Annotated in this window: 23 protein-coding genes; 5 read left to right on the top strand and 18 right to left on the bottom strand. The window is 69.3% G+C overall.

The window, feature by feature from the left end; translation table 11 throughout:
* Position 1: 1 nt before the first annotated feature.
* A complete protein-coding gene (locus H9633_RS07115; RefSeq protein WP_191712599.1) occupies positions 2-1,870 on the bottom strand; it encodes an ABC transporter permease in 1,869 nt (622 codons plus the stop codon).
* A 222-nt stretch (positions 1,871-2,092) separates the two neighbouring features.
* Between H9633_RS07115 and H9633_RS07110 the strand changes: the two genes are divergently transcribed.
* On the top strand, positions 2,093-2,881 hold the full coding sequence (locus H9633_RS07110) for an MgtC/SapB family protein (RefSeq protein ID WP_191712598.1): 789 nt from the start codon (positions 2,093-2,095) through the stop codon (positions 2,879-2,881).
* A 105-nt stretch (positions 2,882-2,986) separates the two neighbouring features.
* Positions 2,987-4,198 carry an ABC transporter substrate-binding protein gene (locus H9633_RS07105; protein WP_191712597.1) on the top strand — a complete coding sequence of 404 codons (1,212 nt, stop codon included), beginning with the start codon at positions 2,987-2,989 and terminating at the stop codon, positions 4,196-4,198.
* Between the two features lie 47 nt (positions 4,199-4,245).
* On the opposite strand, the gene iolG is transcribed toward H9633_RS07105, so the two are convergent.
* Genes iolG through iolC form a run of 7 tightly spaced genes read right to left on the bottom strand, consistent with a single transcriptional unit; the run spans position 4,246 to position 12,510 of the window.
* Positions 4,246-5,250, bottom strand: a complete 1,005-nt coding sequence (gene iolG, locus H9633_RS07100) for an inositol 2-dehydrogenase (RefSeq protein ID WP_191712596.1) — start codon at positions 5,248-5,250, stop codon at positions 4,246-4,248.
* 29 nt (positions 5,251-5,279) lie between these two features.
* Complete coding sequence (locus tag H9633_RS07095) at positions 5,280-6,197, bottom strand: sugar phosphate isomerase/epimerase family protein (protein WP_191712595.1); 918 nt, start codon at positions 6,195-6,197, stop codon at positions 5,280-5,282.
* Entirely contained in the window at positions 6,194-8,158 is a 1,965-nt protein-coding gene (gene iolD / locus H9633_RS07090) for a 3D-(3,5/4)-trihydroxycyclohexane-1,2-dione acylhydrolase (decyclizing) (protein WP_191712594.1), read from the bottom strand. Before iolD ends, H9633_RS07095 begins: the two co-directional genes overlap by 4 nt.
* A gap of 5 nt (positions 8,159-8,163) precedes the next feature.
* Positions 8,164-9,069: a 5-deoxy-glucuronate isomerase gene (iolB, locus tag H9633_RS07085; RefSeq protein WP_191712593.1), complete on the bottom strand. Its 906-nt coding sequence runs from the start codon at positions 9,067-9,069 to the stop codon at positions 8,164-8,166.
* 9 nt (positions 9,070-9,078) lie between these two features.
* A complete protein-coding gene (locus H9633_RS07080; protein WP_191712592.1) occupies positions 9,079-10,620 on the bottom strand; it encodes a CoA-acylating methylmalonate-semialdehyde dehydrogenase in 1,542 nt (513 codons plus the stop codon).
* Positions 10,617-11,564, bottom strand: a complete 948-nt coding sequence (locus H9633_RS07075; protein WP_191712591.1) for a Cgl0159 family (beta/alpha)8-fold protein — start codon at positions 11,562-11,564, stop codon at positions 10,617-10,619. Before H9633_RS07075 ends, H9633_RS07080 begins: the two co-directional genes overlap by 4 nt.
* Position 11,565: 1 nt before the next feature.
* Positions 11,566-12,510, bottom strand: a complete 945-nt coding sequence (gene iolC, locus H9633_RS07070; protein ID WP_191712590.1) for a 5-dehydro-2-deoxygluconokinase — start codon at positions 12,508-12,510, stop codon at positions 11,566-11,568.
* 181 nt (positions 12,511-12,691) lie between these two features.
* On the opposite strand from iolC, the gene H9633_RS07065 reads away from it, so the two are divergent.
* Positions 12,692-13,453 carry a GntR family transcriptional regulator gene (locus tag H9633_RS07065; RefSeq protein ID WP_191712589.1) on the top strand — a complete coding sequence of 254 codons (762 nt, stop codon included), beginning with the start codon at positions 12,692-12,694 and terminating at the stop codon, positions 13,451-13,453.
* 51 nt (positions 13,454-13,504) lie between these two features.
* Here H9633_RS07065 and H9633_RS07060 read toward each other — a convergent pair whose 3' ends face one another.
* Positions 13,505-14,923: a histidine-type phosphatase gene (locus tag H9633_RS07060; RefSeq protein WP_191712588.1), complete on the bottom strand. Its 1,419-nt coding sequence runs from the start codon at positions 14,921-14,923 to the stop codon at positions 13,505-13,507.
* 232 nt (positions 14,924-15,155) lie between these two features.
* Between H9633_RS07060 and H9633_RS07055 the strand changes: the two genes are divergently transcribed.
* Both H9633_RS07055 and H9633_RS07050 read left to right on the top strand, forming a co-directional pair.
* Complete coding sequence (locus H9633_RS07055) at positions 15,156-16,001, top strand: NAD-dependent epimerase/dehydratase family protein (protein ID WP_191712587.1); 846 nt, start codon at positions 15,156-15,158, stop codon at positions 15,999-16,001.
* 55 nt (positions 16,002-16,056) lie between these two features.
* A complete protein-coding gene (locus tag H9633_RS07050; protein ID WP_191712586.1) occupies positions 16,057-16,875 on the top strand; it encodes an aldo/keto reductase in 819 nt (272 codons plus the stop codon).
* Positions 16,876-16,925: 50 nt separating this feature from the next.
* Here H9633_RS07050 and H9633_RS07045 read toward each other — a convergent pair whose 3' ends face one another.
* The 9 genes from H9633_RS07045 to H9633_RS07005 form a co-directional block, all read right to left on the bottom strand.
* The gene (locus H9633_RS07045) at positions 16,926-18,116 is read right to left on the bottom strand and encodes a bifunctional 2-methylcitrate synthase/citrate synthase (RefSeq protein WP_191712585.1); all 1,191 of its coding nucleotides are present in this window, start codon (positions 18,114-18,116) and stop codon (positions 16,926-16,928) included.
* A complete protein-coding gene (prpB, locus tag H9633_RS07040; protein WP_071642177.1) occupies positions 18,113-19,024 on the bottom strand; it encodes a methylisocitrate lyase in 912 nt (303 codons plus the stop codon). The genes H9633_RS07045 and prpB overlap by 4 nt, the downstream gene beginning before the upstream one ends.
* A gap of 92 nt (positions 19,025-19,116) precedes the next feature.
* Positions 19,117-20,643: an MmgE/PrpD family protein gene (locus H9633_RS07035; RefSeq protein WP_191712584.1), complete on the bottom strand. Its 1,527-nt coding sequence runs from the start codon at positions 20,641-20,643 to the stop codon at positions 19,117-19,119.
* A complete protein-coding gene (locus H9633_RS07030; protein WP_191712583.1) occupies positions 20,640-21,299 on the bottom strand; it encodes a GntR family transcriptional regulator in 660 nt (219 codons plus the stop codon). Before H9633_RS07030 ends, H9633_RS07035 begins: the two co-directional genes overlap by 4 nt.
* 93 nt (positions 21,300-21,392) lie before the next feature.
* The gene (locus H9633_RS07025; protein WP_191712582.1) at positions 21,393-22,358 is read right to left on the bottom strand and encodes an EamA family transporter; all 966 of its coding nucleotides are present in this window, start codon (positions 22,356-22,358) and stop codon (positions 21,393-21,395) included.
* Positions 22,359-22,476: 118 nt separating this feature from the next.
* Positions 22,477-22,833, bottom strand: a complete 357-nt coding sequence (locus H9633_RS07020; RefSeq protein ID WP_071642173.1) for a VOC family protein — start codon at positions 22,831-22,833, stop codon at positions 22,477-22,479.
* A gap of 107 nt (positions 22,834-22,940) precedes the next feature.
* The gene (locus tag H9633_RS07015) at positions 22,941-24,329 is read right to left on the bottom strand and encodes a sulfatase family protein (RefSeq protein WP_071642172.1); all 1,389 of its coding nucleotides are present in this window, start codon (positions 24,327-24,329) and stop codon (positions 22,941-22,943) included.
* Positions 24,329-25,252, bottom strand: coding sequence for a carbohydrate ABC transporter permease (locus tag H9633_RS07010; protein WP_083428651.1), 924 nt, complete (start codon positions 25,250-25,252; stop codon positions 24,329-24,331). The genes H9633_RS07015 and H9633_RS07010 overlap by 1 nt, the downstream gene beginning before the upstream one ends.
* Before the next feature lie 8 nt (positions 25,253-25,260).
* Positions 25,261-26,175 (bottom strand): carbohydrate ABC transporter permease (locus tag H9633_RS07005; protein WP_191712962.1); only part of this gene is annotated, 915 nt, incomplete at its 5' end.

Here is a 26,175-nt window from a genome sequence, read left to right as displayed (position 1 = left end):
TTCAGCCACCCAGCCCTTCCGCCAAGTTGCTCCTGGTGAGCTTCTGTCCAAAGAGAGTCCCGAAGAAGGCGATCGCCGCCACCATCAGAACCACAGCGTTCGCCGCTTGGTTGTATCCGTAGTCGACGAGCTGCAGCGAGTAGGTCGTCAGGACGTGGGTTCCCGGCACGGCGAGGATGACGACAAGGCTCAGCCCCTTCACACCGGAGATGAACGGGAGCAGCACGCCGGTGGCGAGAGATCCCTTCTGGATCGGGATGACGATGCGCGTCATGCGCTTCCACCATCCGGCTCCGGCCACCTGGGCCGCCTCCTCGGGCTCCTTGCCGAGCTGCATCATCGCCGAGATGCCGGCGCGGGACGCGTAGGGCATCTGCTCAGCGATGAACGCCAGCACCAGGATCGCCGCAGTGCCGTACAGCGCGGGGACGGGACCTCGCGCCACCGCGAACAGCGAGAGATACGCCACAGCGAACGCGATGCCCGGCACCAGGTACGGGAAGAAGGTGATCTGCCTGAGCGCCGCTCCGACGAACTTCACCGGGGTGCGCACCACGACGTATCCGACGAGCAGGCCGAGGACGCCGGATGTCATCGCGGCGAGGCCGACGATCCACAGCGTGTTCCACGCGGCGGCCCAGAACTCCGGTGTCAGGAGGATGCCCTGCGGCAGAGCGACCGTCTTCAGCCCCTGACCGATCCAGAAGTCGAGCGTGAAGTTGCCCGGTGAGAAGTCGGCGGGCTTGCGCATCACCGTCGACAGGAACAGCGTCAGCAGCGGGATGGCCACGCTGATCGCGAAGACCAGGCTGGCGCCTGCGGTCGCCGCACCGCGCCACCTGCCGAGGTCCGACAGCCGATTCATCGAACCCTTGGATCCGACCGTGACGAAGCGCTTGCCCTCTCGCACCAGTCGCGCATCCACCAGCAGCGAGATGACCCCGATCAGGATGATCGCGCCGGCGAGGACCGCGGCGACGCCGGTCTGCCGCGACGAGATGTTGCGGTACAGCGATGTGGAGAGCACCTCGTACTGCACGGGCATGCCGAGCACGTAGGCGACGCCGAACTCGCCGAGGCACTTCGCGAAGATCAGGATGATGGCCGAGATGAGGGACGGCCGCATCAGGGGCAGGATCACGCGCATGGTGACGGTGAAGCGACGTGCGCCGAGGATTCGTGCGGAGTCCTCCAGCTGCGAGTCGAACCGGCGCAGCGCATTGCCGAAGAGCAGGATGACGAACGGTGTGTAGTGCAGCGCCAGGACGACCATGATCGGCACCTGACCGTACGACAGCCAGTCCGGCGGCTCGAAGCCGAGCGACTCCAGCCAGCCGGCCTGCCCGCCGATGCGACGGTTCTTGAACAGGCTCGTCCAGGCGAGCGCGAAGGTCCAGGCCGGGAGCATGTAGGGCACGATCAGCGCGGTGGCGAACCATTTGCGCCCCCACATGTTCGTGCGGCTGAGCAGCCAGGCCATCGTTCCGCCGATGAGCACGGCGAACGCGATCGCTCCGAACGCGATCGTCAGCGTGTTCCCCAGCGGGCGCCAGAAGATCGTCGCTGACAGCGGCGATGCGAAGACGCGCTGCAGGTAGTACGCCGTGAGCTCACCGAAGTTCTGCCCGCTCCGCGACTCGTCGCCGTACTGCACGAGTGCGGCGTCGCTGAGCATGCTGATGATCGGCACGACGATGAGGTAAGTGAAGAGCGCCAGCGCCAGAACCCCGACGATGGTCGTCGGCTCGCGCAGAGCGACCTTGAGGCGATAGAGGCCGCCTCCACGGGGCCGTGCCTGGGAAGATGAGGGCTCCGGCTCCACCGGGGGCAGTGCCTGCGGCCGTGGCGCGTCGAGAAGTGTTCTGCTCATCGCTGCACGCCTCGCGTTCGCGTGTGATCGGTTTCCATCGCACATCCTTATGCTCGGGAAGCGGGGTGTCCCGCCGACGCTGTCAACAACTGGCTTGCGTCATGTCCTGACAATAGCACAACTAGCGCCGAATGCCAGCCCGGGCTTCGCGATCACTGTTCCGCCCGCCCTCAGACCCTTGCCCCTCTTGAGTTCGCGCGGCTGGGAGCCTATTATGTGCAAATGTCCTTACATTCGGTCTTAAGTGAGATCTTCCCCCTGGGGGTGCCCAGCGAGCTCGAGGTCGGCATCCGCATCCTGTTCAGTCTCACCCTGGGTGCATGCGTCGGACTCGAGCGGCAGTGGCGCGCAGGCCGGGCGGGCCTGCGCACGAATGCGCTGGTGTCGGTCGGGGCAGCACTGTTCGTTGTGATGGGAGCCTACGGCTTCACCCCCGACGGCACCGCCGACCCGACGCGAGTCGCTGCTCAGGTCGTGTCCGGGATCGGGTTCCTCGGCGCAGGCGTGATGATCCGCGAGGGATTGAACATCCGCGGTCTGAACACCGCCGCCACGCTCTGGTGCTCCGCCGCCATCGGCTGCCTCGCCGGCACCGGGATGTACATCATCGCCGTGGTCGGCACCGGTCTCATCGTGCTGGCGAACATCTTCCTCCGCCCTCTGGGGCGGGTGGTCAACCGGCGAAGCGGTCGGCAGCTCACGCCCACCGCGAAGTCCGAGCTCACCCCTTCGCAGTTCGCCTTCGAGGTCATGACGAACGACAAGGCCGAGCCGCGCGTGCGCGCACTGCTGCTGCAGACCCTCAGCCGTCCGGAGTACCACCTCACGGCGGTCACCACCTCGCACACCAAGCAAGGCCGTGTCGCGCTCCTCGCCGAGCTCCGCTCGACGCAGCTGGACCCCGAGCCGCTGGAGCGCGCGGTCAGCCGGCTCACGCTCGACCCGAAGGTGACCTCTGCGCGCTGGTGGCTGGACGAGTCCGACAAGGAAGAGGACGATGACGAGTTCTGAGTCCCGGGCATCTCGCGAGAGCGTCGCCCCCGCCGACCATGCGGGGCCCGTCGATACGGGCATCCGCCGACCCATCGATCGACCGACCATCAACAAAGGAGAGCCATGCTCACTGCCACCCCGCCCCGCCCTCGCGCCAGAGGCACCGTGATCGTCCGAGGCGCTGCCAGAGTCGCCGTGACCGCCATGGGTGCCGCGCTCGTGCTGACGGGGTGCACCCCGTCGTCGGCACCACCGGCTCCCGATGCCGACGCGCCGGCGCTCGGCATCCCGGATGACGAATACTCTCTCAAGGCGCTGATCGCGGCCGCCGAGAAGGAGGACCCGATCGTCGTATACGACGTCTCCGGCAAGATCGTCGACATCGCCGCGGCCTTCACCGCCGAGTACGGCGTGAAGGCCACCGGCGTCAAGGCTAAGGCCAACGAGCAGCAGGAGATCATGACCAGGGAGGCCCAGAGCGGCAACGTGCAGGGCGACGTCTACCTGATGACGGACGAGCCCGCCGTGAGCGCCGAGCTGATCCCCTCGAAGGCGGCGACCAGCTGGTTCCCACCCTCCGGGTTCGACGAGGTCCCGGAGCAGTACCGGTCACCGCTGGCGATCACCACCGAGATCGATGCCTGGACCTACAACACCGAGACCTACGGCGACACCTGCCCTGTCGACAACATGTGGGCACTCACCGACGCGGAGTGGAAGGGACGGGTCGCGCTGTCGGACCCGCTGCTGCGGGCGGACTTCCTGTACTGGGTGAATCAGATGCAGACCCACGCGGACGACGAGGTCGCCGCCGCCTATCAGGAGCACTTCAGCAAGACCATCGACACCTCGGAGCAGAGCGCTACCGCACAGTGGCTGGCCGCGCTGGGCGCCAACGAGCCCATTCTCAAGCAGTCCGGAGGCGACGTCGCCGAGGCGATCGGCGCATCCGGCCAGGCAGCCCCGCCGGTGGGGATGGTCAGCACCGCGGAGTACCGGTCGAACGCCGACGCCGGCTACCACCTCGGTCTGTGCGAGGGGATCACGCCGTGGCTGGGCCGTTCGTACACGAAGGTGGCGGTGATCGCGACCGGCACGAGCAGCCCGAACGCATCGAAGCTGTTCGTGCAGTACCTGCTCACGGAGAAGGGCATCGGCCCGCAGCTGGTCGACGGCAAGTTCTCCACCAACGCGGCGATCGCCGCCTCGGATGCCGAGCCGTCGGGCATCGCGCAGTCGCGCGATCAGGTCTTCGATCCCGACCCTGCGACCGCGGCCGACGATCACAGCACCCTCGCCGAATGGCAGGACCTCTGGACCCTGCACGGTCGCTGAGGACGGCATCGAGCGGCGGCGGTCCCGGCGACCGCCGCCGCTCGAGGTCATTCAGCCGGATCGATCGAGACCACGCGGTGCTCGGTCGCCGAGCGCTGAGCCGCATCGGCCAGGACCAGCGCCGCACGCCCGTCCTCGAACGTCGGCGAAGTGGACTCCTCGCCGCGCACCAGCCTGACGAACTCGTGCAGCTCGTCGATGTACGCCTGCGCGTAGCGCTCCAGGAAGAAGTCCTGGTAGGGAGGCTTCGCCTCCACCGTCTGGGCAGTCGACAGACTGACCAGACTCGTCGCGGCGTTGGCGACGGACAGCGACCCGGTAGGCCCGAACGCTTCCAGCCGCTGGTCGTAGCCGACGGCGCTGTGCCGCGAGTTGATGATGGTGGCGATCGCTCCGGATCGATCGCGCAGCGTCACCACCGCGCTGTCGAAGTCGCCGTGCTCGCGGGCGCCCTCGTCGAACAGCGCCGAGCCGGCGGCGGAGACCTCGACGATCTCCGGCAGGAAGAACCGCACCATGTCGAAGTCGTGGATGGTCATGTCGCGGAAGATCCCGCCGGACTCGGCGATGTAGGCGGCGGGCGGCGGCGCGGGGTCGCGGCTGACGATCGTCAGCTGCTCCAGGGAGCCGATCTCACCCGCCGTCACCCGGGCGCGCACACTCGCGAACGCGGGATCGAATCGGCGGTTGAAGCCGAGCGCCACCGGAACACCGGCGGAGCGGACCGTCTCACGCAGCGCGTCGACGCGCGCGATGTCGAGGTCGATCGGCTTCTCGCACAGCACCGGGAGGCCCCGCTCGATCGACCTGGCGATGAGGTCGATGTGGGTGGGCGTGGGCGAGGCGACCAGGACAGCATCGACCTCGCCGGAAGCCAGCAGCTCCCCGGGGTCGGACGTGACCGCACCGCCGAACCGCTCCGACACGCGGCGGGCGCCGTCGACGAAGGGATCGGCGATCCAGCTCAGCGTCGCGTCGTCGCTGCGAGCGATGTTGGCCGCGTGGACCTGGCCGATGCGTCCCGTTCCGATCAGGCCGAAGCGAATGGTCATTGCGTTTTCCTGCTTTCTCGTCGGATTTCTCACAGCCACGGCAGCAGCGCGTCGCGGTTGACGCGCTGGTCGGCGGTGCGCTCGCGCAGGAACGCGTCGATCGCCACGTCGGGCCCGTTGAGCACGTCCTGCTCGACGACCACCCAGCCGTCGAACCCGGCTGCGACGAGCGGCTCCATCACCGAGGACAGATCGATGTCGCCGCGGCCGAAGGCGACGAACGCCCCGCCGGACCACACCTCCGCCATCCCGCCACCCGCGGCGAGGATGCCGGCGACCCGGGCGCGGTCGACATCCTTCAGATGCAGATGGTTGATGCGCCCGCCCCAGCTGCGCACGCCCTCGAGAGGGTCTCCCCCGGCGAGCACGAGGTGCCCGACGTCGAGGGTCAGACCCACATCGGTGTGCGCGAGGAAGGCGTCGATCTCATCGGGTGACTCGACGAATGTCCCCGCGTGGTGATGGAAGGTGGGCTCGAACCCCGCGGCGCGCACCGTCGCCGCCGCGCGGCCGACGTTGCGCTGCAGGCGTTCCGCACGCGCTCGGGTGAGCGGGTCGGCGCTCGCGCCCCTTCCCGGCGCCGCCGTCCTGGCAGCCGAGCCGCTGTCGGCGAGCGTGGGGAGGGGCAGCCTCTGCGGGGCCGCCTCCGCGGCATCCGAGAAGACCCGCAGGGCGTCATCGAGGTCCGGGAGGGATGCCGCGAACGCCTCGTCATCGCTGAACGGCAGCTGCACCCAGCCGCCGGCGAGTTCGAGCTCGAACCTGGCCAGCCTGGCGCGCAGCTCGCGGCCCCGGCCGAGGTACCCGAGCGGGCCGAGATCGATCCCGCGATAGCCGGTCGCCTGCAGCGACTCCCCCATGGCATCCGGCGACACCGTCTCCGCGCCTTCGGGAGTCAGCTCGAACACACCGTAGCTGACCGGCGCTCCCGCGACCGTGGCGTTCACGAGCCGGATCCGTCCGCCTGCGCGGATACCGGGGCGCTCGCCGGTGCCGCCCCGAGCAGCGGACGCTGAACGGCGACCTGCGCTTCGTACTGCGCCCTGGCCTCGCGTGTGGAGTCCATCTGCGCGACCTCGGCGACGGGCACGTCCCACCAGCCTTCTCCCTCCGGCGCGTAGCGCAGCGGGTCGCTGTTGATGTGGATGAAGGTCGCACGGTCGGCGGCCTTGGCCCGCGCGATCGCCGCACCGAGGTCGGAGATCGCATCCGGAGAGGGCGCGATCTCGATGACGTCGAGGCCGTAGCTGCGTGCGTTCATCGCCAGATCGACGGGCAGCACCGCATCGCCCTGGAAGTCGCCGGCCTGAGAGTCGTACATGCGGTGCTTCGTGCCGAACCGGGCGGAGCCGACGGTCTCGGAGAGGTGGCCGATGGACGCGAAGCCGTGGTTCTGCACGAGGATGACGATGATCTTGATGCCCTCCGCGACCACGGTAGCCAGCTCGGTGCTGAGCATCATGTAGGAGCCGTCGCCGACCATCACGATCACGTCCCGATCGTCGCCGTCGGCCAGCAGCCCGCGCTTGGCCCCCAGTCCCCCGGCGATCTCGTACCCCATGCAGGAGAACGCGTACTCCACGTGGTAGCCGAGCGGGTCGCGCACGCGCCAGAGCTTGTGCAGGTCGCCGGGCAGCGAGCCGGCGGCCTGCACGATGACGTCCTCGGGGGCGGCGGCGGCCTGCACGGCCCCGATGATCTCCGGCTGACCGGGCAGGGTCAGTCCGGACGGGGCGAACGCCTCATCGACGATCCCGTCCCACTCCGCCTTCTCGCGGGCTGCCGTCTCGGCATGATCCGCCTGCACCCGCCAGCCGGCGAGCGCTCCGCGCAGCGCGGCGATCGTCTCCCGCGCGTCGGCGATCACCGGCAGCTGCGTGCCGTGCTTGTAGGCGTCGAACGACGAGATGTTGATGTTCACGAAGACGACGTCCGGGTCGCGGAACGCCGTGCGCGACCCGGTCGTGAAGTCGCTGTACCGCGTGCCGATGCCCACCACCACATCCGCGTGGGCTGCCAGCCGGTTCGCGGCGGTGCTGCCGGTCGCTCCGACGCCGCCCAGGTACTGCGGGTGGTCCCAGCTGAGCGAGCCCCCGCCGGCTTGGGTGGTGGCTACCGGGATGCCGGTGTCGGCGACGAACTCGCGCAGCTCGTCCTCCGCCCCCGAGTAGAGCACCCCGCCACCTGCCACGATGAGCGGGCGGCGTGCCGCGCGGATCGCGGCCACGGCGCGCGCGAGCGGGCCCGCCTCCGGCAGCGGGCGCCGGACGTGCCACTCCCGCTCCTGGAGGAACTCCAGCGGCACGTCCATCGCCTCGGCCTGCACGTCCTCGGGGAGCGCGATCGTGACCGCCCCCGTCTCAGCAGGGTCGGTGAGCACCCGCATGGCGCCGAGCGCGATGGAGTACAGCTGCTCCGGCCGCTGCACGCGGTCGAAGAACCGCGACACCGGCCGGAAGGCGTCGGTGACCTGCACGCCCGGATCGTGCGGATGCTCGAGCTGCTGCAGCACCGGATCGGACACCCTCGTCGCGAAGGTGTCGCTGGGCAGCAGCAGCGCCGGAAGGCGGTTCGAGGTCGCCAGTGCGGCGCCGGTGATCATGTTCGCGGCTCCCGGCCCCACGGATGCCGTGCATGCCAGGGTGCCCCGGCGGCGGTGCATGCGCGCGTATCCCACCGCCTGATGCACCATCGCCTGCTCGTTGCGGGCCTGACGGTAGGGCAGCAGCGCGGGATCGGCGGCGTGCACCTGTGCCAGCGCCTGCCCGAGTCCGGCCACGTTGCCGTGCCCGAAGATGCCCAGGACTCCGGCGATCGTGCGCTCGCGGCGGTCTCCGTCGACCGTCCACTGGTGTGCGAGGAACTCGGCGAGCGCCTGGCCCGCAGTCATCCGTCTCGTCGCGGTCATTCCTGTCATCCTCCTGCTTCGTCGCGGTAGGGGAGCCTGCTATCCGGCTCCTGCGCATCCCAGGAGCCGCGCACCCACGCGTGCTCGGGATCGTCGGTGATGAGCCAGGCTCGGTCCGCGTCGGGGCCGGCCATGACGTTGAGGTAGTACAGGTCGTAGCCGGGTGCCGCGACCGCAGGGCCATGGTAGCCGTAGGGCACCAGGGCGATGTCGCCCGTGCGGACCATGGTGTTGACGTCGATCTCGCCGGCCGGTGAGGAGTATGCCGAGAAGAGTCCGAACGCGGCGCCCGGTTCGGGGCTGTCGGCGCGGCGCTCCGGAGCCGCCTCGAAGTAGTAGATCTCCTCGAGCCGCGATTCCTGTCCTGGCACGCTCTCGTCGTGCTTGTGCGGTGGGTACGACGACCAGTTGCCGGCGGGCGTGATGACCTCGCACACGATCAGCCTGTCGGCGTCCAGCGCCTCCGGGGTGCCGAAGTTGTGCACCTGCCGGCTGGAGCGCCCGGCGCCGCGCAGCTCGACCGCCGTGTCGGCGGCCGGCAGGTACCGCCATGAGCGCGTCTCCGCGTTCGGAGCCTCCGCCACGGCGACGCGTCCGTCGCCGCGGACCTCAGCCGTTGCGCCGCTCGGCAGGTACAGCGCGTCGGTCGGGCCGTGGAAGACCGACCTGCGGCCGTGCAGCAGCGTCTCGCCCCCGCCGGGATGGTTCGCGTGCGTCACGGTGAACGACCCGTGCAGTGGGACGATGATCCGCTCCACACCCTCCTCGTCGAGAGGGAGCACGTCGGTTCCGTGCAGCTCCGCGACACGGAGGCCGGTGTGCTGCCAGCCTGTCAGTCCGCTGTCCACGACGCTCTCCCAGCCGTCGCGGGCGAGAGCGCCCCGCCGATGAAACCAGCGCTGCTCTGTCATGCCGCTCCCTCAATCGTTCTGCGGGAAGCCGAGGTTGATGCCGGCGTGCTCGGAGGAGGCACGCCGGGACGGGTCGATCCACCGTGCGGTCACCGCCTTCTCGCGGGTGAAGAACTCGAACCCGTGCACGCCGTACGCCTTGGCGTCGCCGAACAGCGACTGCTTCCATCCGCCGAACGAGTGGTACGCCACGGGGACCGGGATGGGCACATTGATGCCGATCATGCCCACCTGCACCTCGTGCTGGAAGCGGCGGGCGGCGCCGCCGTCGTTCGTGAAGATGGCCGTGCCGTTGCCGAACCTGCCGGAGTTGATCAGCGCGACCCCCTCCTGGAAGCTGCCGATGCGGACGACCTGAAGCACCGGCCCAAAGATCTCGTCTGTGTACGCCTGAGAGTCCAGCGGAAGGTCGTCGATCAGGGTCGGTCCGAAGAAGAAGCCGCTCTCGCAGCCCTCGGCCTCGAACCGACGGCCGTCGACCACGATGCGGCCGCCGTCGGCTTCGGCGATGTCGACGTACGACGCGACCCGGTCCCGGTGCTCCTGCGTGATCAGGGGCCCCATGTCCGGTTCGACCCCGTCGGCTCCGGCGCCGTCGCCCACGCGGAGCCTGCTGATGCGCGTGGCGATCTTCTCGATCAGCTCGTCCGCGACCGGCTCGACGGCCAGCACCACCGAGACCGCCATGCAGCGCTCGCCGGCGGCGCCGTACCCGGCGTTGACCGCCTGATCCGCGACGAGGTCGAGGTCGGCATCCGGAAGCACGAGCATGTGGTTCTTCGCACCGCCCAGCGCCTGCACGCGCTTGCCGTTGCGGGAGGCCTGCTCGTAGATGTACTGCGCGATCGGGGTGGAGCCGACGAACGAGATGGACTGCACCCGCGGGTCGTTCAGCAGCCCGTCCACGGCCGCCTTGTCTCCCTGCAGCACCGTGAACACCCCCTCGGGCAGGCCGGCCTCGGCCCACAGCCGCGCGATCCACATCGCCGCGGAGGGGTCCTTCTCGCTGGGCTTGAGGATCACGGCGTTGCCTGCCGCGATCGCGACGGGGAAGAACCACATCGGCACCATGGCCGGGAAGTTGAACGGGCTGATGATCCCGACCACGCCGAGGGGCTGCTTGATCGAGTACACGTCCACGCCGGTGGAGGCGTTCTCGCTGAACTCACCCTTGGTCAGGTGCGGGAAGCCGCAGGCCAGCTCGACGACCTCCTGCCCGCGCATGATCTCCCCCATCGCGTCGGAGAGCACCTTGCCATGCTCGGAGGTGATGAGGGCGGCGAGTTCGTCACGACGCTCGTTCAGCAGCTCGCGGAACGCGAAGAGCACGGTCTGGCGCCTGGCGATGGAGTATGCGGACCACTGCTCGAAGCCCCGCTGCGCGGATTCGATCGCGCGGTCGATCACCGCGTCATCGGCGAGCGCGAGCCGGGTCGTCACCGTGCCGGTGGCGGGGTTGAACACGTCGGCGGTGCGAGAGCCGTCGGGTACGTGCTCCGCTGCGTCGATCCAGTGTCCGATCGTGCGGACTGCGGTGGCTGTGACCGTCATGCTCTCTCCTTCAGGGTGTGCACACCGAGATCCTCGGTGGATGTTTCGATCGAGAAGGCCGGGTGGACCAGTCGGGCCGCCGCATCGACGGCGCCCCAGACGTCCCCGTCCTCGGGGTACAGCAGCGTGCGTCCCACGGTGAGACCGCGGACGCCGGGAAGGCCGAGCGCATTCTCCCAGGAGGCGAACCGCTCGTCCGGATCGTCGCCGGCGTCGCCTCCCAGCAGCAGGGCCGGCATGGTGGTGGATGCCATCACCCGTTCCATCTCATCGACGACGGGCAGCTTCAGCCACGTGAACGCGCTGTCGGCGCCGAGCGCCGAGGCGATCGAGATGGAGCGGATGACCGCGTCCGGGGTCAGATCGTTCACGACCCGGCCGTCGCGTCGCCGGCTCATGAACGGCTCCAGCATGATGGGCGTCCCGGCCGCGGATGCGGCGGTCACCGCCTCGGCGGTCGCCGCCAGCGTGCCGGCGGTCGCCGGGTCGTCCAGGTCGATCCGCACCAGGGCTTTCCCGAAATCGATCCCGCGTTCGGTCATGGTCGGCACGTCGTAGGCGGTGTACCGGTCATCCAGCTCGAACCCGGAGCCCTGCAGGCCTCCCCTGTTCATCGACCCGACGACGATCTTGTCCTCCAGGGCGCCCAGGAGCGCGAGGTCGTCGATGATATCCGGGGTTCCGAGCACTCCGTCGACGCCCGGATGGCTCAACGCGATCACGAGTCGCTCGAGCAGGACGTAGCGGTCGGCCATCGCCATCCGGTCGCCTCCGACGGAGAGCGCCCCGCGCGCAGGGTGGTCGGCGGCGACGAAGAACAGCCGCTGGTCGCCGCGCAGCAGCGGGCGGCGCTTGCGTGCCGCGAGCGCTGCCGAGACCAGCTCCGGCTGCGTGGCCCTGATGTCGCGCAGCCGCGCGAACTCCCCCGATCCGATCACCGACATCTCATGCTCCCTGCAGCAGTGCGTTGACTTCGGATGCGTCGGGCATGGCCGTGGAGCACTCCCGACGTGAGGCGACGATGGCCCCGGCGACGTTGGCGAAGGCGATGATGCGCTCCAGGCTCCACCCCTCGAGGAGGCCGTGGCACAGCGCGCCGCCGAAGGCGTCCCCCGCACCGAGCCCGTTCACGACGTCGACGTGGTACACCGGCACCTCGACCGTCTCCTCGCGCGTCTTCGCGAGCACGCCCCTGGGCCCCTGCTTGACGACCGCCAGCTCCACGCCCCGTTCCAGCAGGGCGTCCGCGGCACGCTCCGGGTCGTCCTCGCCGACGGCGACGAGGCACTCCTCGCGGTTGCCGACGGCGACGGTGACCTGGCCGAGGACGCGCTCCAGCTGGGCGGTGGCCTGGGACGCGTCGTCCCAGAACATCGGCCGGTAGTCGAGGTCGAGGATGGTGTGGCGGATGCGGTCCCGGGCGGCGATCGCCGCATGATGGGCCTGGCGGCTGGGCTCATCACTGAGCCCGGTGGCCGTGACCCACAGGATCCTCGCCTCGCGGACCGCCTCGAGATCCAGCTGGGCGACGTCGACGTTCATGTCCGGAGCCTTGGGCTCCCGGTAGAAGTACAGCGGGAAGTCGTCGGGAGGGAAGAGCTCGCAGAACGTGATCGGGGTCTTCAGGCCGGGATCGGTCGCGACCAGCCTCTCCCCGACGCCGAGGCGTCGCAGCTCCGCGAGCAGATAGCGCCCGAAGGGGTCGTCGCCGACACGCGAGACGAGTTCGACCTCGTGCCCGTAGCGCGCGACCGCGACGGCGACGTTGGCGGCAGTGCCGCCGAGATATTTGCCGAAGGTGTTCACCTGCTCGAGCCCGACTCCGTTCTCGAGGGGATAGACATCCACACCGAGCCGGCCGATCGCCAGAACCTCAGGACTGCCACTCATCTTCACGCTCCATTGCCGCGTTCATTTGTCCTAACAATATCACATGCGGCGACGGCGGTGGAAGCCTCGGGCCTCGAGATCAGCGAATTCCCGCGCCGCCTCCCCGCCACCGCCCACCGGCGGTACTGTTGTCCTGACAATGGTGCGAGCCGTGGATCAGTGCCGAGGAGAGGGACGCCGCATGCCGAACGATGAACCGGTCTGGCCGGACGAGCTGTTCCACGACCTCGACCGCGCGGGTCCTGTGCCGCTGTACTTCCAGGTCTCGCGCCGCCTGGAGGCCGCGATCCAGTCGGGGCAGATCCCGCCAGGGGCACGGCTGGAGAACGAGATCGAGATCGGCCGGCGGCTGGGCGTGTCGCGCCCGACGATCCGCCGGGCCATCCAGGAGGTCGTGGACAAGGGGCTGCTGGTCAGGCGCCGCGGCATCGGCACTCAGGTCGTGCAGGGTCAGGTGACCCGGCAGGTCGAGCTGACCAGCCTGTTCGAGGACCTCGCCAGCACGCAGCACACCCCCGCCACCGAGGTGCTGCAGCACGATGTCCGCCCCGCCACCGACGAGGTGGCCGAGCATCTCGGTGTGGCTGCCGGGTCGCCGGTGCTGTACATGCGACGGCTGCGGAGCACCGACGGCGTCCCCGTCGCCGTGATGGAGAACTTCCTGCCGGCAGACCTCTCCGACATCACCCGCGCACAGCTGGAGGAGCAGGGCCTGTACCAGATCCTGCGCAGCCGCGGTGTGACCATCCGCGTGGCCAAGCAGCGCATCGGCGCGCGCGGCGAGCACGGCGACGAGGCGCAGCTGCTCGACATCGACGCGGGCAGCCCGCTTCTGACGATGCAGCGCACCGCCTACGACGCGGCCGGCAGAGCCGTCGAGTTCGGCACGCACTGCTACCGGCCCGACATGTACAGCTTCGAAGCGACGCTCGTCGCCAAGTGAGGGTGACGCACTCGGGGGCGGATGCCGAAGCATCCGCCCCCGAGTCGTTCGTCAGCGCTTGTCAGCCAGGCAGCTGGTGAGCTCGGCGGCCGTGTAGAACATGCTTCCCGGGCGCATGGGCTCACAGTCGTCGGGGAACGCGGTCTCCTGCTCGTTGTACAGCATCCGCACGATGGTGCGGCCGCGGGGACCCACGTACACGTCCCACTGCAGGTTGGCGGCCATGGGAGCCACCTGCGCACCCCGCCACGGGTTCACGTCGTAGTCGAACAGCTCTCCCTCGGGCTGCTGCACGGTGCTGCCTGGCAGCTCGAGCAGCGCGGCGAGAGGAATGATCTCCTCGGCGTGGGCGAAGCGGAACTCGGCCGCGGGAACCTCTTCGCCGGCCGCGACGGCCTCGACCGAGTCGAGCATGGCGTCGACCAGCACGTGCGCCATCCGGTAGGTGACATCCGAGCCGGCGAAGGCCGGGCCCTTCTCGTAGAAGTCGGCTGCGTCGGACAGGTAGGCGAACACCTCGGCGTCCTCGTCGCTCATGTAGGGCGACATGTCGACAGCGGCGTCCTGATCCATGCCGGGAGCGATGACGTACAGCTCGTAGACGAAGGAGGCGATGTCGACCACGGACTTCAGGTGCGTCTTGCCCTTGCCCTGATCGACGAGGTCGAACTCCCCGGCGTCGACGCGACCGATGAACTCCGCGGTGAACAGCCTGCTCACGACATCGCGCGCGGTCTCCGCGATGATCGGAAGCTGCTCGAGAGCATCGTCGATGGCCGCGAGCTGCTCCGATTCCTCGTACTCGAGGTAGTCGGGGTCGGTGTCGTGGAAGTACAGCAGGTCGCGATCCGTGACCTGGGGCTGGATGAGCGGGGCGAGCTCGGGGTAGGCCTCCTGCAGGCCGACGACGAAGTTCTCAGCGCTGTCGACGGCGCGATCCACGCCGGAGGAGACGATGCTGATGGGCGCGCCGTCCGCCACGGCCGCGTCGAAGACGCCGGGCACGCGGGCCACTGCGCGCTCGGCGATGCCCTGCTGCTCAGCAGCGCCACGCGCGCTCAGCGCGCCGTAGCCGACCTCCTCATGAATGGCCATGATCTCCTGCAGGTCGTCGCCGAGCTGCTCGCCGAGCCCGGTGAGCCCGCCGTCAGCGTGCGCGATCTGCCAGAGCTGCCAGAGCAGATCGTCGTACTTCCTGCTCGACAGCAGACGCGACCCGTGCCGTCCCACGTGCTCGACGAGGACCGGACGGTAGCTCGCCGGCGGACGGCGGTAGGTGCGCGCATCCTGGAACGGCTCGTACACGGCCTTGGTCCCGTACAAGTTGCCGGTGGTGCGGACGGTGACGCTGTGCGGACCGTGGGCCTGCTGGGCGGCGTTCGCCGAGCTCGGCAGCAGTGCTCCTCCGGCCAGCGCGACCGCGGCCAGGATCGCGGCCCCCGCCCGCGAATGCTCGGGTAATCGAGACATGACATTCCTCCTCCCCCGCCTGCAGCGGTGGATCAGTGCATCCGCCCCGGCACGCGGCACTGCGACACCGACCTCGAACGCATTTGTCCGGACATTAGAATGTATTTATATAGCTGTCAAGATAATCGGAGGTGGCGGACGCCAACGGTGGGTCAGCGTCACAAAGCGCCCGCCGACCCCCGGCGAGACCTATAGCGTTGCAGAACACCCTACGGACGGAAGGCCTCGATTCATGCGCATCGCACTCACCGGATCATCGGGCAAGCTCGGCACAGTCGTCGCCCGCGAACTGCGAGCGAACGGATGGGATGTGATCGGCATGGACATCTCGGGCACACGCGGCCCCGGCTTCGTGCAGGTCGACCTCACCGACTACGGTCAGGTCGTCGACGCGTTCACCGCGGTCGGCGACCAGCACGACGGCATCGACGCCGTCGTCCATCTCGGCGCCGTGCCCGCACCGGGCATCCGCACCGACGTCGCCACGTTCCACAACAACATGAACGCCACGTTCAACGTCTTCTGGGCAGCCGTCCGCCTGGGCATCCGGCGCATCGTCTACGCGTCCAGCGAGACGGTGCAGGGGCTCCCGTTCGACGTGCCGCCGCCATACATCCCCGTCGACGAGGAGTATCCGGCGCGGCCGGAGTCGGTCTACTCGCTGGTGAAGACCCTCGAAGAGCAGCTGGCACGCGAGCTGGTGCGCTGGCATCCGGATCTGTCAATCACGGCCCTGCGATTCTCGAACGTCATGGTGCCCGACGACTACGCCGAGTTCCCGTCCTTCGACGCCGACGCCACCCTGCGCAAGTGGAACCTGTGGGGCTACATCGATGCGCGCGACGGCGCGCAGGCAGTGGAGCGCGCACTGCAGGTGGCGAAGCCCGGATTCGACCGCTTCATCATCGCCGCGGCCGATACCGTCATGACGCGGCGCAATTCCGACCTGATCGCCGAGGTCTTCCCCGGCGTGCCAGTCACCAGGGAGGTCGGCGACAACGAGACGCTGCTGTCGATCGAGCACGCCCGCGAGTTGCTGGGGTTCGAGCCGCGGCACTCGTGGCGCGATCACGTCTGAGCCGCCGCTTCGCCGGCGCGTTCCGCCCGGATGCGCACCGTGCCAGGATGTCGGCATGCCCGCATCTCTCCCACTCAACGACGGCACCCGCCTGCCGTCGCTCGGATTCGGCCTCTACAAGGTGCCGATCGAGCAGACCGCCCAGGTCGTGACCGCCGGGATCGATGCGGGGTACCGGCTCGTGGACGGCGCGCAGTTCTACGGCAACGAGCGCGAGCTGGGCGAGGCGATCCGCTCGTCGCGCCGTCGCGACGAGCTGCTCGTCGCCTCGAAGTTCTGGGGCGACCCGGCGCAGAGCGCCGGGCAGGCTCTCGCCGACTTCGCGCGGTCCGAGCGCGACCTCGGCATCGGTCCGCTCGATCTGTACCTGATCCACTGGCCGCGCTCGGCACGGGGCGCGTTCGTCGACGTCTGGCGGGCGCTCATCGACCTCCGGCACGATGGGCGCGTGCGCACGATCGGCGTGGCGAACTTCGAGATCGAAGACCTCCGCCGCCTCATCGACGAGACCGGCGTCGCACCCGCCCTCAACCAGGTCGAGTCCCATCCGTGGCTGCCGCAGCACGAGCTGCGGGCGTTCCACGCCGAGCACGGCATCGTCACGCAGGCGTGGAGTCCGCTCGGTCGCGGCCGCCTGCTCGACGACCCGACTCTCGCCGACATCGCGGCGAAGCATTCGGTGGCGGTCGCCCAGGTCATCCTCCGCTGGCACATGGAGCTCGGCGGTGCCGCGGTGGTCAAGTCCGTGCATCCGGAGCGCCTGCGCCAGAATCTCGATCTCGACGGCTTCGTGCTCGACGCCGCCGATCTGTCGGCGATCGCCGCCCTCGAGACCGGCGAGCGCACCGGCACCCACCCGCGCGATCGCCAGTAGCCCCGCCCCCAGCCGTGCTTCGCTGAGGGGCCAGGCGAGGGCGGATGCCGTCAGCCGGCGGCTTCCTCCGGACGCTCCTGCACCTCGATCGCGGCGGTGTCGGGCTCGTACTGCTCGATGTGCCGCTCGTCGACGCCGTTGTACGCCGACAGCGGGCGGATCAGGGCGTTCGAGGCCTGCTGCTCGAGAATGTGGGCGGTCCAGCCCACGATCCGCGCGGCGATGAACAGTGGCGTGAACGTCAGCGTGTCGTACCCGATCAGGTTGTACGCCGGACCGGAGGGGTAGTCGAGGTTCGGGTAGATGCCCTTGCGCTCGACGAACTCGGTCTCGAGCTTCTCGTACAGCTCGGCGACGTCGGGCCTGTCGTAGTGCTCGACGAGGGTGTCGAGCGCGGCCTTCATCGTGGGCACGCGCGAGTCGCCGCGCTTGTAGACCCGGTGCCCGAAGCCCATGATCTTGCGCTTCTCGGCGAGCGCGGCGTCGAGCCATTCCTCGACACGGTCGGCCGAGCCGATCTCGTCGAAGATGTGCATGACGGCCTCGTTGGCACCGCCGTGCAGCGGTCCCTTGAGCGCGCCGATCGCGCCCACGACCGCCGAGTACAGGTCGCTGAGCGTCGAGGTGATCACCCGGGCGGTGAACGTGGAGGCGTTGAACGAGTGCTCGGCGTACAGGATCATCGAGCGGTTGAACGCGTCGACGACCGCCTGGTGGGGCTCTTCGCCGAAGGTCAGCCACAGGAAGTTCGCGGCGTAGTCGAGGTCGTCGCGCGACTCGATCAGCTCCTGCCCGCGGCGTCGGCGCTGACCGTACGAGACGACGGCCGGCAGCACCGCGAACAGCTGCAGGCTGCGCTGCAGGTTCTGCTCGGGTGTGCCGACCGCGTCGAGCACGCTGCCGGTGCCCGCGGTCTCGAACGCGCCGATCACGCTGACGGCCGTGCGCACCTCGTCCATCGGGTGCGAGTCGAGCGGCAGCGCGTCGACAGCGGCCTTCACCTCGGGGGTCAGAGCGCGGTGCCTGCGCTCGGTGGTGCGGAACTCGGCCAGCTGCGCTGCGGTCGGCAGCTCACCGTGCCACAGCAGGTACGCGACGGCCTCGAACGGCTGCGTCGCCGCGAGCTCCTGCACGGGGTACCCGCGATAGAGCAGGCTGTTGGTCTCGGGGTTGACCTTGCTGATCGCCGTCACATCGGCGACCACGCCCGCGAGGCCCTTCCTGATCTCGGATTCGCTCATTCGGTCACTCCTCGCTCGATGGTGAAGTTGAAGACTCCCGAGTCGAAGTGGTTGTACGACTCGTAGTCGATCAGATCATAGAGATCGGCGCGGTGCTGCATCTCGCCCAGCTTCGAGGTCAGGTGCCCCTCGTCGTTCAGCGTGTCGAGCGCGCGGCCCGCGGCGCCCATGGCGATGCGCAGCAGCGACACCGGCCAGATCACGATGTTCACGCCCACGTCCTGCAGCTGCGCCACCGAGAACAGGTCGGACTTGCCGAACTCGGTCATGTTCGCCAGGATCGGCACGTCGACGGCATCCCGGATCGCGGCGAACTCGTCCAGCGACCGCATCGCCTCGGGGAAGATCGCGTCGGCACCGGCATCCACCAGCGCCTTGGCGCGGTCCTTCGCCGCCTGCAGCCCGTCGACGGCGGCGATATCGGTGCGCGCCATGATGAGGAAGTTCTCGTCACGACGCGCGTCGACCGCGGACCGGATGCGTTTGATCGCCGTATCCGCGTCGACCACCGCCTTGCCGTCGAGGTGACCGCAGCGCTTCGGGTTGATCTGGTCTTCGATGTGGGCGCCGGCGAGGCCGGCGTCTTCGAGGGTCTGGATCGTGCGGGCGACGTTCATCGGCTCGCCGAATCCGGTGTCGGCGTCGATGATGGCGGGCAGCTCGGTCATGCGCGCGATCTGCTGCCCGCGACCGGCGACCTCGGTGAGCGTCGTCAGACCGATGTCGGGCAGCCCGAGATCGGCCGACAGCACCGCGCCGGAGATGTAGACGCCCTCGAAGCCCTTCTGCTCGATGAGGCGGGCGCTGAGCGGATTGAACGCGCCGGGGAAGCGCAGCAGCTCACCGCCGGCGAGCCGCTCCCGGAACGCGCGGCGCTTCTCGTGCGCGGGGGTGGTGGCGTACAGCATCAGGATCCTCCTTCAGCTTTCGAATCGCCCAACTGGCATCTGAACCAGCTGAACGCCGGCCAGTTGAGCGATTCGAAAGCGGGTCAGCACGGTCAGAACAGCCCCTTCGGGGCGTCGGCGGATGCCAGGACACCCTTCTTCGCGACGATCGAGAGCTCCTGCACCTCGTCTGCGGTGAGCTCGGGAAGGCGCTGCACGAGCTCGAGGAACCGCTCGATCTCGGCCGCGTCGAGCACGGGCTGCGCGAGGACGCGGAACTTGCGGATGTAGTTCTCCCGCGCGAACGGACGAGCACCGAGCGGGTGCGCGTCGGCGACGGCGATCTCGTCGACGACGGTGCTTCCGTCGGTCAGGGTGATCTCGACGCGACCGCCGAACGCCTTCTCGGTGATGTCGGTGGAGTGGTAGCGGCGGGTCCACTCGGGATCCTCGACCGTGGTGATCTTGTGCCACAGCTCAACGGTGTCGGGGCGCTGCGCGCGCTCGGGTGTGTACGAGTCGACGTGGTGCCAGGTGCCGTCCTGCAGGGCGACGGCGAAGATGTACGGCACGGAGTGATCGAGCGTCTCGCGCGATGCGGTGGGGTCGTACTTCTGCGGGTCGCCCGCACCCGAGCCGATCACGTTGTGGGTGTGGTGGCTGGTGTGCAGCACGATCGACGCGATGTTGGCGGGGTCGCGCAGCGCGGGGTTGTCGGTGCCGAGGCGGCGGGCGAGGTCGATGATCGCCTGGGCCTGGTACTCGGCCGAGTGCTCCTTGGTGTACGTGTCGAGGATTGCGCGCTTGGGCTCACCGGGCGCGGGCAGCGGCACGTCGTACGAGGCGTCCTTGCCGTCGAGCATCCAGGCGATCACCCCGTCCTCGCCTTCGTATATCGGCGACGGAGAGGTCTGACCGCGCATCGCCCGGTCGACCGCCTCGACGGCCATCTTCCCGGCGAAGGCCGGCGCGTGCGCCTTCCAGGTCGAGATCTCGCCCTTGCGGCTCTGGCGGGTGGCGGTGGTGGTGTGCAGCGCCTGGCCGATGGCCTGGTAGATCGTCTCGGCGTCGAGCCCGAGCAGCGTGCCGATGCCGGCGGCGGCCGACGGGCCGAGGTGCGCGACGTGGTCGATCTTGTGCTTGTGCAGCGAGATCGCCTTGACGAGGTCGACCTGGATCTCGTAGCCGGTGGCGAGCGCACGCACCAGGGCGTGCCCGTCGGATCCGACATGCTGGGCGACGGCGACGATCGGCGGGATGTTGTCGCCGGGGTGCGAGTACTCGGCTGCGAGGAAGGTGTCGTGGTAGTCGAGCTCGCGCACGGCGACGCCGTTCGCCCACGCCGCCCACTCGGGGCTGGTGCGCTGGTCGAGCGGGCATCCGAAGACGGTGGCGCCCTTGCCGCCGGTCGAGACCGGGTGGCTGAACGCCTGCGCGCGCGCCGCGTTGATCGGGGCGCGGGTGAGGGATGCCGCGGCGACGGCCGCATTGTCGATCACGCGGTTGATGATCATGTCGACGACCTCTGGCTCGACCTCGACGGGGTCGACGGCGACCTGGGCGATCTTCCACGCAAGCTGCTCGTCGCGGGGCAGCTCCTCTTCGGAGCGGTAGACGCGGACGTGGTGGTTGACGGTCATGGGGTTCCTTCCCTGAGGGACTGCAGGATGCTCTCGAGAGCGTTGTGGAGGTGGATGTGGGTCGCGTGCGCGGCGAGGTCGGCGTCGCGGGATGCCAGGGCGCGGGCGATCAGCAGATGCTCGCGCGCTGAGGCGGCGAGCCGGTCGGGCTTGTCGCGGGCCATGCGCCGCACCCGCACGAGGTGCGTGCGGACGGTGCGCAGCGCAGAGCTGAGATAGTCGTTGGCGACGGCCGCGTCGAGCCCGGCGTCGAGACGTGCGATGAGGGCGTAATAGGCATCCCGACCCTCGACCTCGGCGAGATCGACGCGACTGAACTCGTCCGCCAGGGCGCCGAAGACCTGGGCATCCCCCCGCTGCGCGGCGAGGCGGGCGGAGGTCTCCTCGAGGGCGCGGCGGATCTCGAACAGGGAGCGGATGTCGTCGGCGTCCAGGCCCGCGACCACGGTGACGCGCGGCGACTGCTGCACGACCAGACCGTCGGCGGCGAGGCGGCGAAGCGCCTCGCGCATCGGCGTACGACTGACACCGAGTCGCGCGGCCTGCTCGACCTCGGCGAGCACGGTGCCGGCGGCGAGGGCACCCGACTGGATCTCCTCGAGCAGCGTGGCGTAGGCGCGGTCGCTCGCGCGGAGGCGATCGACGACAGTGCTCATGACGCCAGCGTATACACAACGACGACCGGATGCCAGCTTCTGGCGCCGCGGATGCTGCGTGCGTATACAAACAGCACCCTTGGCGTGCTGTCCTCAGCGCGCCGATTCGGGAAGCGGCTCCACGAGCTCAGCCGCGGCGGCGGGCTCGCCGAGCTTGACGATCACCACGCCGGCCAGCACCAGCACACCGCCGACGAGCTGCACCGGAGCGGGCAGCTGGCCCAGCAGCAGCCATCCGAACAGCAGCGCCGCGACCACCTCGGCGAGCGCGATGAACGAGGCCAGGCGCGAGCCCAGCATGCGCGTCGAGGCGATGCCCAGCACATACGCGAGGGCGGTGGCGAGCACCCCGATCGCGAGCACGGGGACGAACCACGGCAGGGTGCCGAATCGGTACCCGACGTCGGCGAAGCTCCACGCCATGGGCAGCACGCCCACGATGCCGGCGAGCGTCAGCCCGACGCCGCCGAGCAGCAGACCGGCGGCGGCGAGCACGATCGGCGGCAGCCCGGTGTCTTCGCGTGCGGAGAGCACGAAATACGTCGCCGCCCCGACCATCGCGGCGAGCGCCCAGAAGATGCCGCCGACATCCACCCGCGCCCCGGTGAGCACATCGAGCATCAGCACCAGGCCGAGGAAGGCGACGACCGCGCCCAGGATGCTGCGCCGTGTGGGCTGCTCTCCGCGGCGCAGCCACAGCCAGAGCACCACCGCGACCGGTGCGGTGTACTCGATCAGCAGGGCGATGCCGACGTCCATCACCGCGACGGCCTGGAAGTAGCACAGCTGCGTGGCGGTGACGGCGAGCAGGCCGTACGCGACGATCATGCCGGCGTTGCGGCGCAGCAGACCCCACCGCCCGCGCAGCGCCAGCACGGCGGGCACCAGCAGCACCAGCGCGGCCACCCAGATGCGGGCGGTGACGGCCGCGCCCGGCGTCCATCCCGCGTCGATCAGGCCGCGCGCCCACGCCCCCGACATGCCGAACGACAGCGCCGCCCCGAGCGCGACGGCGAGCCCCGCGCCGGTGCGCGATGTGTGGTGCGTCGCTGATCCCATGACCCCCGAGGCTACCGCCGCCTCGACCCGCGCCCCGCCTCTCGCTCGGGTATGAGTTCGTGCCGCATCAATCGCGCTGGAGCGGCACGAACTCATACCGGAAGCAGTAGCGGAGGGGTCAGGTCGTGCCCTCGTAGAGGCCGATGTGGTTGCCGTCGGGGTCGACGATCACGGCCCAGGAGCTGGTGTCGGTGATCGGGCTCTTGTCCAGCGCCACCGTCGCACCCGCCTGCGTCGCCGCGGCGATCGTGTCGTCGATCGAGTCGACCTCGACGTACGAGCGGGGTTGCGTGAAGCCCTCCGAGCGCGGCGCCAGCCCGCCGCCGGAGATCCCGTTCGGGGCCTGCCACATCGGGTAGCCCTCGAAACCGGGCATCTCGGCGATGCTCCAGCCGAACAGGGTTCCGTAGAAGTCGCTCGCGCGTCGCATGTCGGTCACCGGGATGTCGATGTGCGTGATGTCTCCGTGCGCCATTGCCTCGTCCTCTCATCCGTCGACGGGGCCATTGTGCGCCCGAGTGGCCGTCGGTTCAAGGGCTTGCCCGAGTCAGGCGCACCAAGCGCCTCTCGGGATGCTGCGGCTCAATAGGGGACGGCGAAGATCCGCTCCTGCGTGCCCGGTTCGGCCGCGGCAGGCAGCGGAACCAGCTTGAGGAACTCCTGGTCGTCGGTGTCGATGCACCACTGCAGCAGGCTCGCCCGCATCTGCTCGCGCACCGCGTCGAAGGTCGATTCGACGGCGAGATTGCGGCGTTCCCCCGGGTCGGCGACCACGTCGTGCAGCTGCTCGCGATGACGGCCCCAGCTGTACACCGTGTACTTGTACCGGCCGCGGTAGACCGCGCGGCCGCGGGTGAGTGGCGGGTCTGCGCGCTCGAACCGGGTCTCGACGCCGACAATGCGCCCGGAAGGCGGATGCCCGCTGCCGTCGATCGGATCGACGTCGGCCGCGCCGGCGTCTGCGGGGTCGGCGAACGGCAGCGCTCGCCCATGCAGCGCGGCGGGCACAGGCACACCGGCGGCCTCGAGCAACGTGGGCAGCACGTCCAGTCCCGCCGATACCGGGCTGGTTCGCGGTCCGGCCACCACGCCCGGCCCTGACACGATCAGCGGCACGCGCACGCACTCCTCGAACAGCGCCGTCTTCTGATTCCACCGGTGCGCGGCGTCGCCGTCGCCGTGATCGCTCGTGAAGACGACCAGCGTCGTGTCGGTGAGGCCCGCGTCGTCGAGCGCATCCAGGATCCGCCCCAGCTGCGCATCCGCCCGTTCGACGAGCCGCCGGTAGGCCGCGCGGTACAGTCGCCACTCCTCGGGTGTGTACTCGGCGGTGCCGTAGGTCTGCTGGGCGGCGTGCTTCTCGAAGCGCACCGCCTCGGGCTCGAACGGGGCGGGCTCGAAGTTCGCCGGCAGCGGCGGTGCGTCGCGCCCCGCGCCTGGATCGACATCGCCGTAGGGCATCGGCTGGCGACGCGCGTACTCGCACACGCTGTGCGGATCGTCGAACGAGGCGAACAGCAGGAAGGGTCGCGCGGCATCCGTCCGTCCCCGCAGCCACGCGACGGCCGCGTCGGCGAGACCGCGATCGCCGAACGGATGCAGCACCTCGAATCCGGCATCCGGCGGTGCGCTGGGCGAGATCGCGTGCCACTTCCCGGCGTAGGCGCAGGCGTAGCCGGCCGCGGTGAGCAGGTGCCCCATGCTGTCGGGCCGAGCCCCCGGCTCCGCGTCCGCCGCCCCGTGTCGGTTGCCGCCGACGCCGAGCTCGTGCGGCATCCGCCCCGTGAGAAGCGAGGCACGTGACGGCACGCACAGCGGGAAGGTCACCGCGGTGCGGGTGAACTCCGCCCCCGATCGGCGCAGCCGGTCGAGGTGCGGAGTGTCGACCCATCCCTCATCGCGGTCGATGACGTGCGCGCCGAGCTGGTCGGCCATCACCACGAGCAGGTTCGGGCGCCCCTCGGCCGTCATCACTTGCCCATGCCGAGGGTCAGTCCCTCCGTGAGGCGGCGGCCCAGCCACAGGTAGATGGCCAGCATCGGCAGCACGACGATGCAGAGTCCGGCGAACAGGCCGCCCCAGTCCGCACCCGAGTACGTCTGCTGCTGGATGAAGGAGATCAGCGCGACGGGCAGGGTGTACTTCTCGGTGGACTGCAGCAGCGTCAGAGCGAGGAGGGTCTCGTTCCAGTGCGAGATGACCTGCAGCACGAAGGCGGTGAGGATGCCTCCCTTCGCCAGCGGCAGCGTGATGCGCCAGAAGGTGCCGAAGGCGGTCGTGCCGTCCAGCGCCGCGGCCTCCTCCATCTCCAGCGGCAGCGAGCGGAAGAAGGCGGTGAGCAGGAACACGGTGAACGGCATCGAGACACCGATGTACACGAGGTTGAGCCCGATCAGGCTGTCGGTGAGGTACACCTCGTTCAGCATGACGAACAGCGGGATGACGATCACCTGGGCGGGGATGCCGAGCCCGAGCACGAAGTACATCGTCAGCGAGTTCGTGAGCCGGTTCTCGACACGACTCAGGTAGTACGCCGCGGGTGCGGCGAGCGCCACGGTCAGGAACGACGAGACGAGCGTGGTCACGACGCTGTTCATCGTCGCCGTCGCGAAGTCCCCGACCGTCCACGCGGTGACGAAGTTCACCGGGTCGAGCGAGGTGGGCAGTCCCCAGGGATCGGCGAGGATCGAGCGGGTGTCCCGGAAGGCCTGGATGACCATCCACACCATCCACGCCACGTTCAGCACGACGAAGGCCCACAGCAGCACGATGCCGATCGCGCGGATCACGCTGCGGTCGTTGCCGATCGCGGCTCCGCTCCGGCGGCGGGGGCGTCGGTGCTCGGGGGGCACCACGATGGTGCGGGTGGTGTCTTCGGTGAGTGTCGCAGTCACGATGTCTCCTAGAATTCGATCGCTTCGCGCTTCATCACGCGACGCAGCAGCAGCACCAGCACCGACACGAGGGCGAGCGACAGCACGGCCGAGGCGGATGCCGCGCCGTACGCGGGCACGGATTCGCCGGAGAAGGCGGTGACGTAGGTGTACACCGCCGTGGTCCAGGTCTGCGTCGGCGGCATGCCCGCCCCGGTCGAGCCGCCGAAGATCCAGATGATCTCGAAGATCTTGACGGACGAGATCGTCCACAGCACGGCGCACGTGCCGAACACGTCCCAGGTCAGCGGCAGGATGACGTGGCGCAGACGCTGCCAGGCGTTCGCCCCGGCGAGGGCGCAGTCCTCGTAGTAGTACGGCGGGATGCGGTCGACGCCCGCCATCAGGATCGTCGTGAAGTATCCCGTGGTGATCCACGTCATCATGACCATGATCAGCGGGAACAGGTTGTCCTGCGAGAGCCAGGCGGGCGGATCGGTGACGCCGAAGGCGCCGAGCAGCGTGTTGACCAGGCCGCCCGGGTTGAAGATGAACCCGGCGAGGACGCCGAAGATCATCGCGTTGACCAGATGGGGGAAGAAGATCACCGAGCGCGCGATCTTCTTGCCCGCCATGTCGCGAAGCACGAGGGTGAGCGCGAAGGCGATCACGAAGATCGCGAGTCCGACGACGAACAGCAGCAGCAGCGTGTTGCCGAACGAGCGCAGGAAGAGCTTGTCGTTGAACAGCCGCACGTAGTTGCCGAGGCCGACGAACTCCATGGGACCGGCACCGGCCCACTTGTTGAAGCTGATCCAGATCGCGTACACCGAGGGCACGACGAACAGGATCGAATACAGCAGGAAGGCGGGTCCGACGAACGGCACGAACAGGCGGCGGCGGGCCTGGTCGATCGTGCTGCCCCCTCCCCGGGGCCGCCGCGC

Source organism: Microbacterium commune, from assembly GCF_014836945.1.
In the GTDB taxonomy this organism is placed as follows: Bacteria; Actinomycetota; Actinomycetes; order Actinomycetales; family Microbacteriaceae; genus Microbacterium; species Microbacterium commune.
The sequence above is the reverse complement of the archived record's forward strand: the minus strand, read 5'-3'. Positions and strand labels throughout refer to the sequence as shown.

What these genes read in the sequence shown, in the direction of transcription:
- H9633_RS07115 (WP_191712599.1), bottom strand. Translation starts at nt 1,870, where the DNA reads ATGAGCAGAACACTTCTCGACGCGCCACGGCCGCAGGCACTGCCCCCG.
- H9633_RS07110 (WP_191712598.1), top strand. Translation starts at nt 2,093, where the DNA reads ATGTCCTTACATTCGGTCTTAAGTGAGATCTTCCCCCTGGGGGTGCCC.
- H9633_RS07105 (WP_191712597.1), top strand. Translation starts at nt 2,987, where the DNA reads ATGCTCACTGCCACCCCGCCCCGCCCTCGCGCCAGAGGCACCGTGATC.
- iolG (WP_191712596.1), bottom strand. Translation starts at nt 5,250, where the DNA reads ATGACCATTCGCTTCGGCCTGATCGGAACGGGACGCATCGGCCAGGTC.
- iolD (WP_191712594.1), bottom strand. Translation starts at nt 8,158, where the DNA reads ATGACCGCGACGAGACGGATGACTGCGGGCCAGGCGCTCGCCGAGTTC.
- iolB (WP_191712593.1), bottom strand. Translation starts at nt 9,069, where the DNA reads ATGACAGAGCAGCGCTGGTTTCATCGGCGGGGCGCTCTCGCCCGCGAC.
- H9633_RS07080 (WP_191712592.1), bottom strand. Translation starts at nt 10,620, where the DNA reads ATGACGGTCACAGCCACCGCAGTCCGCACGATCGGACACTGGATCGAC.
- H9633_RS07075 (WP_191712591.1), bottom strand. Translation starts at nt 11,564, where the DNA reads ATGTCGGTGATCGGATCGGGGGAGTTCGCGCGGCTGCGCGACATCAGG.
- iolC (WP_191712590.1), bottom strand. Translation starts at nt 12,510, where the DNA reads ATGAGTGGCAGTCCTGAGGTTCTGGCGATCGGCCGGCTCGGTGTGGAT.
- H9633_RS07065 (WP_191712589.1), top strand. Translation starts at nt 12,692, where the DNA reads ATGCCGAACGATGAACCGGTCTGGCCGGACGAGCTGTTCCACGACCTC.
- H9633_RS07060 (WP_191712588.1), bottom strand. Translation starts at nt 14,923, where the DNA reads ATGTCTCGATTACCCGAGCATTCGCGGGCGGGGGCCGCGATCCTGGCC.
- H9633_RS07055 (WP_191712587.1), top strand. Translation starts at nt 15,156, where the DNA reads ATGCGCATCGCACTCACCGGATCATCGGGCAAGCTCGGCACAGTCGTC.
- H9633_RS07050 (WP_191712586.1), top strand. Translation starts at nt 16,057, where the DNA reads ATGCCCGCATCTCTCCCACTCAACGACGGCACCCGCCTGCCGTCGCTC.
- H9633_RS07045 (WP_191712585.1), bottom strand. Translation starts at nt 18,116, where the DNA reads ATGAGCGAATCCGAGATCAGGAAGGGCCTCGCGGGCGTGGTCGCCGAT.
- prpB (WP_071642177.1), bottom strand. Translation starts at nt 19,024, where the DNA reads ATGCTGTACGCCACCACCCCCGCGCACGAGAAGCGCCGCGCGTTCCGG.
- H9633_RS07035 (WP_191712584.1), bottom strand. Translation starts at nt 20,643, where the DNA reads ATGACCGTCAACCACCACGTCCGCGTCTACCGCTCCGAAGAGGAGCTG.
- H9633_RS07030 (WP_191712583.1), bottom strand. Translation starts at nt 21,299, where the DNA reads ATGAGCACTGTCGTCGATCGCCTCCGCGCGAGCGACCGCGCCTACGCC.
- H9633_RS07025 (WP_191712582.1), bottom strand. Translation starts at nt 22,358, where the DNA reads ATGGGATCAGCGACGCACCACACATCGCGCACCGGCGCGGGGCTCGCC.
- H9633_RS07020 (WP_071642173.1), bottom strand. Translation starts at nt 22,833, where the DNA reads ATGGCGCACGGAGACATCACGCACATCGACATCCCGGTGACCGACATG.
- H9633_RS07015 (WP_071642172.1), bottom strand. Translation starts at nt 24,329, where the DNA reads ATGACGGCCGAGGGGCGCCCGAACCTGCTCGTGGTGATGGCCGACCAG.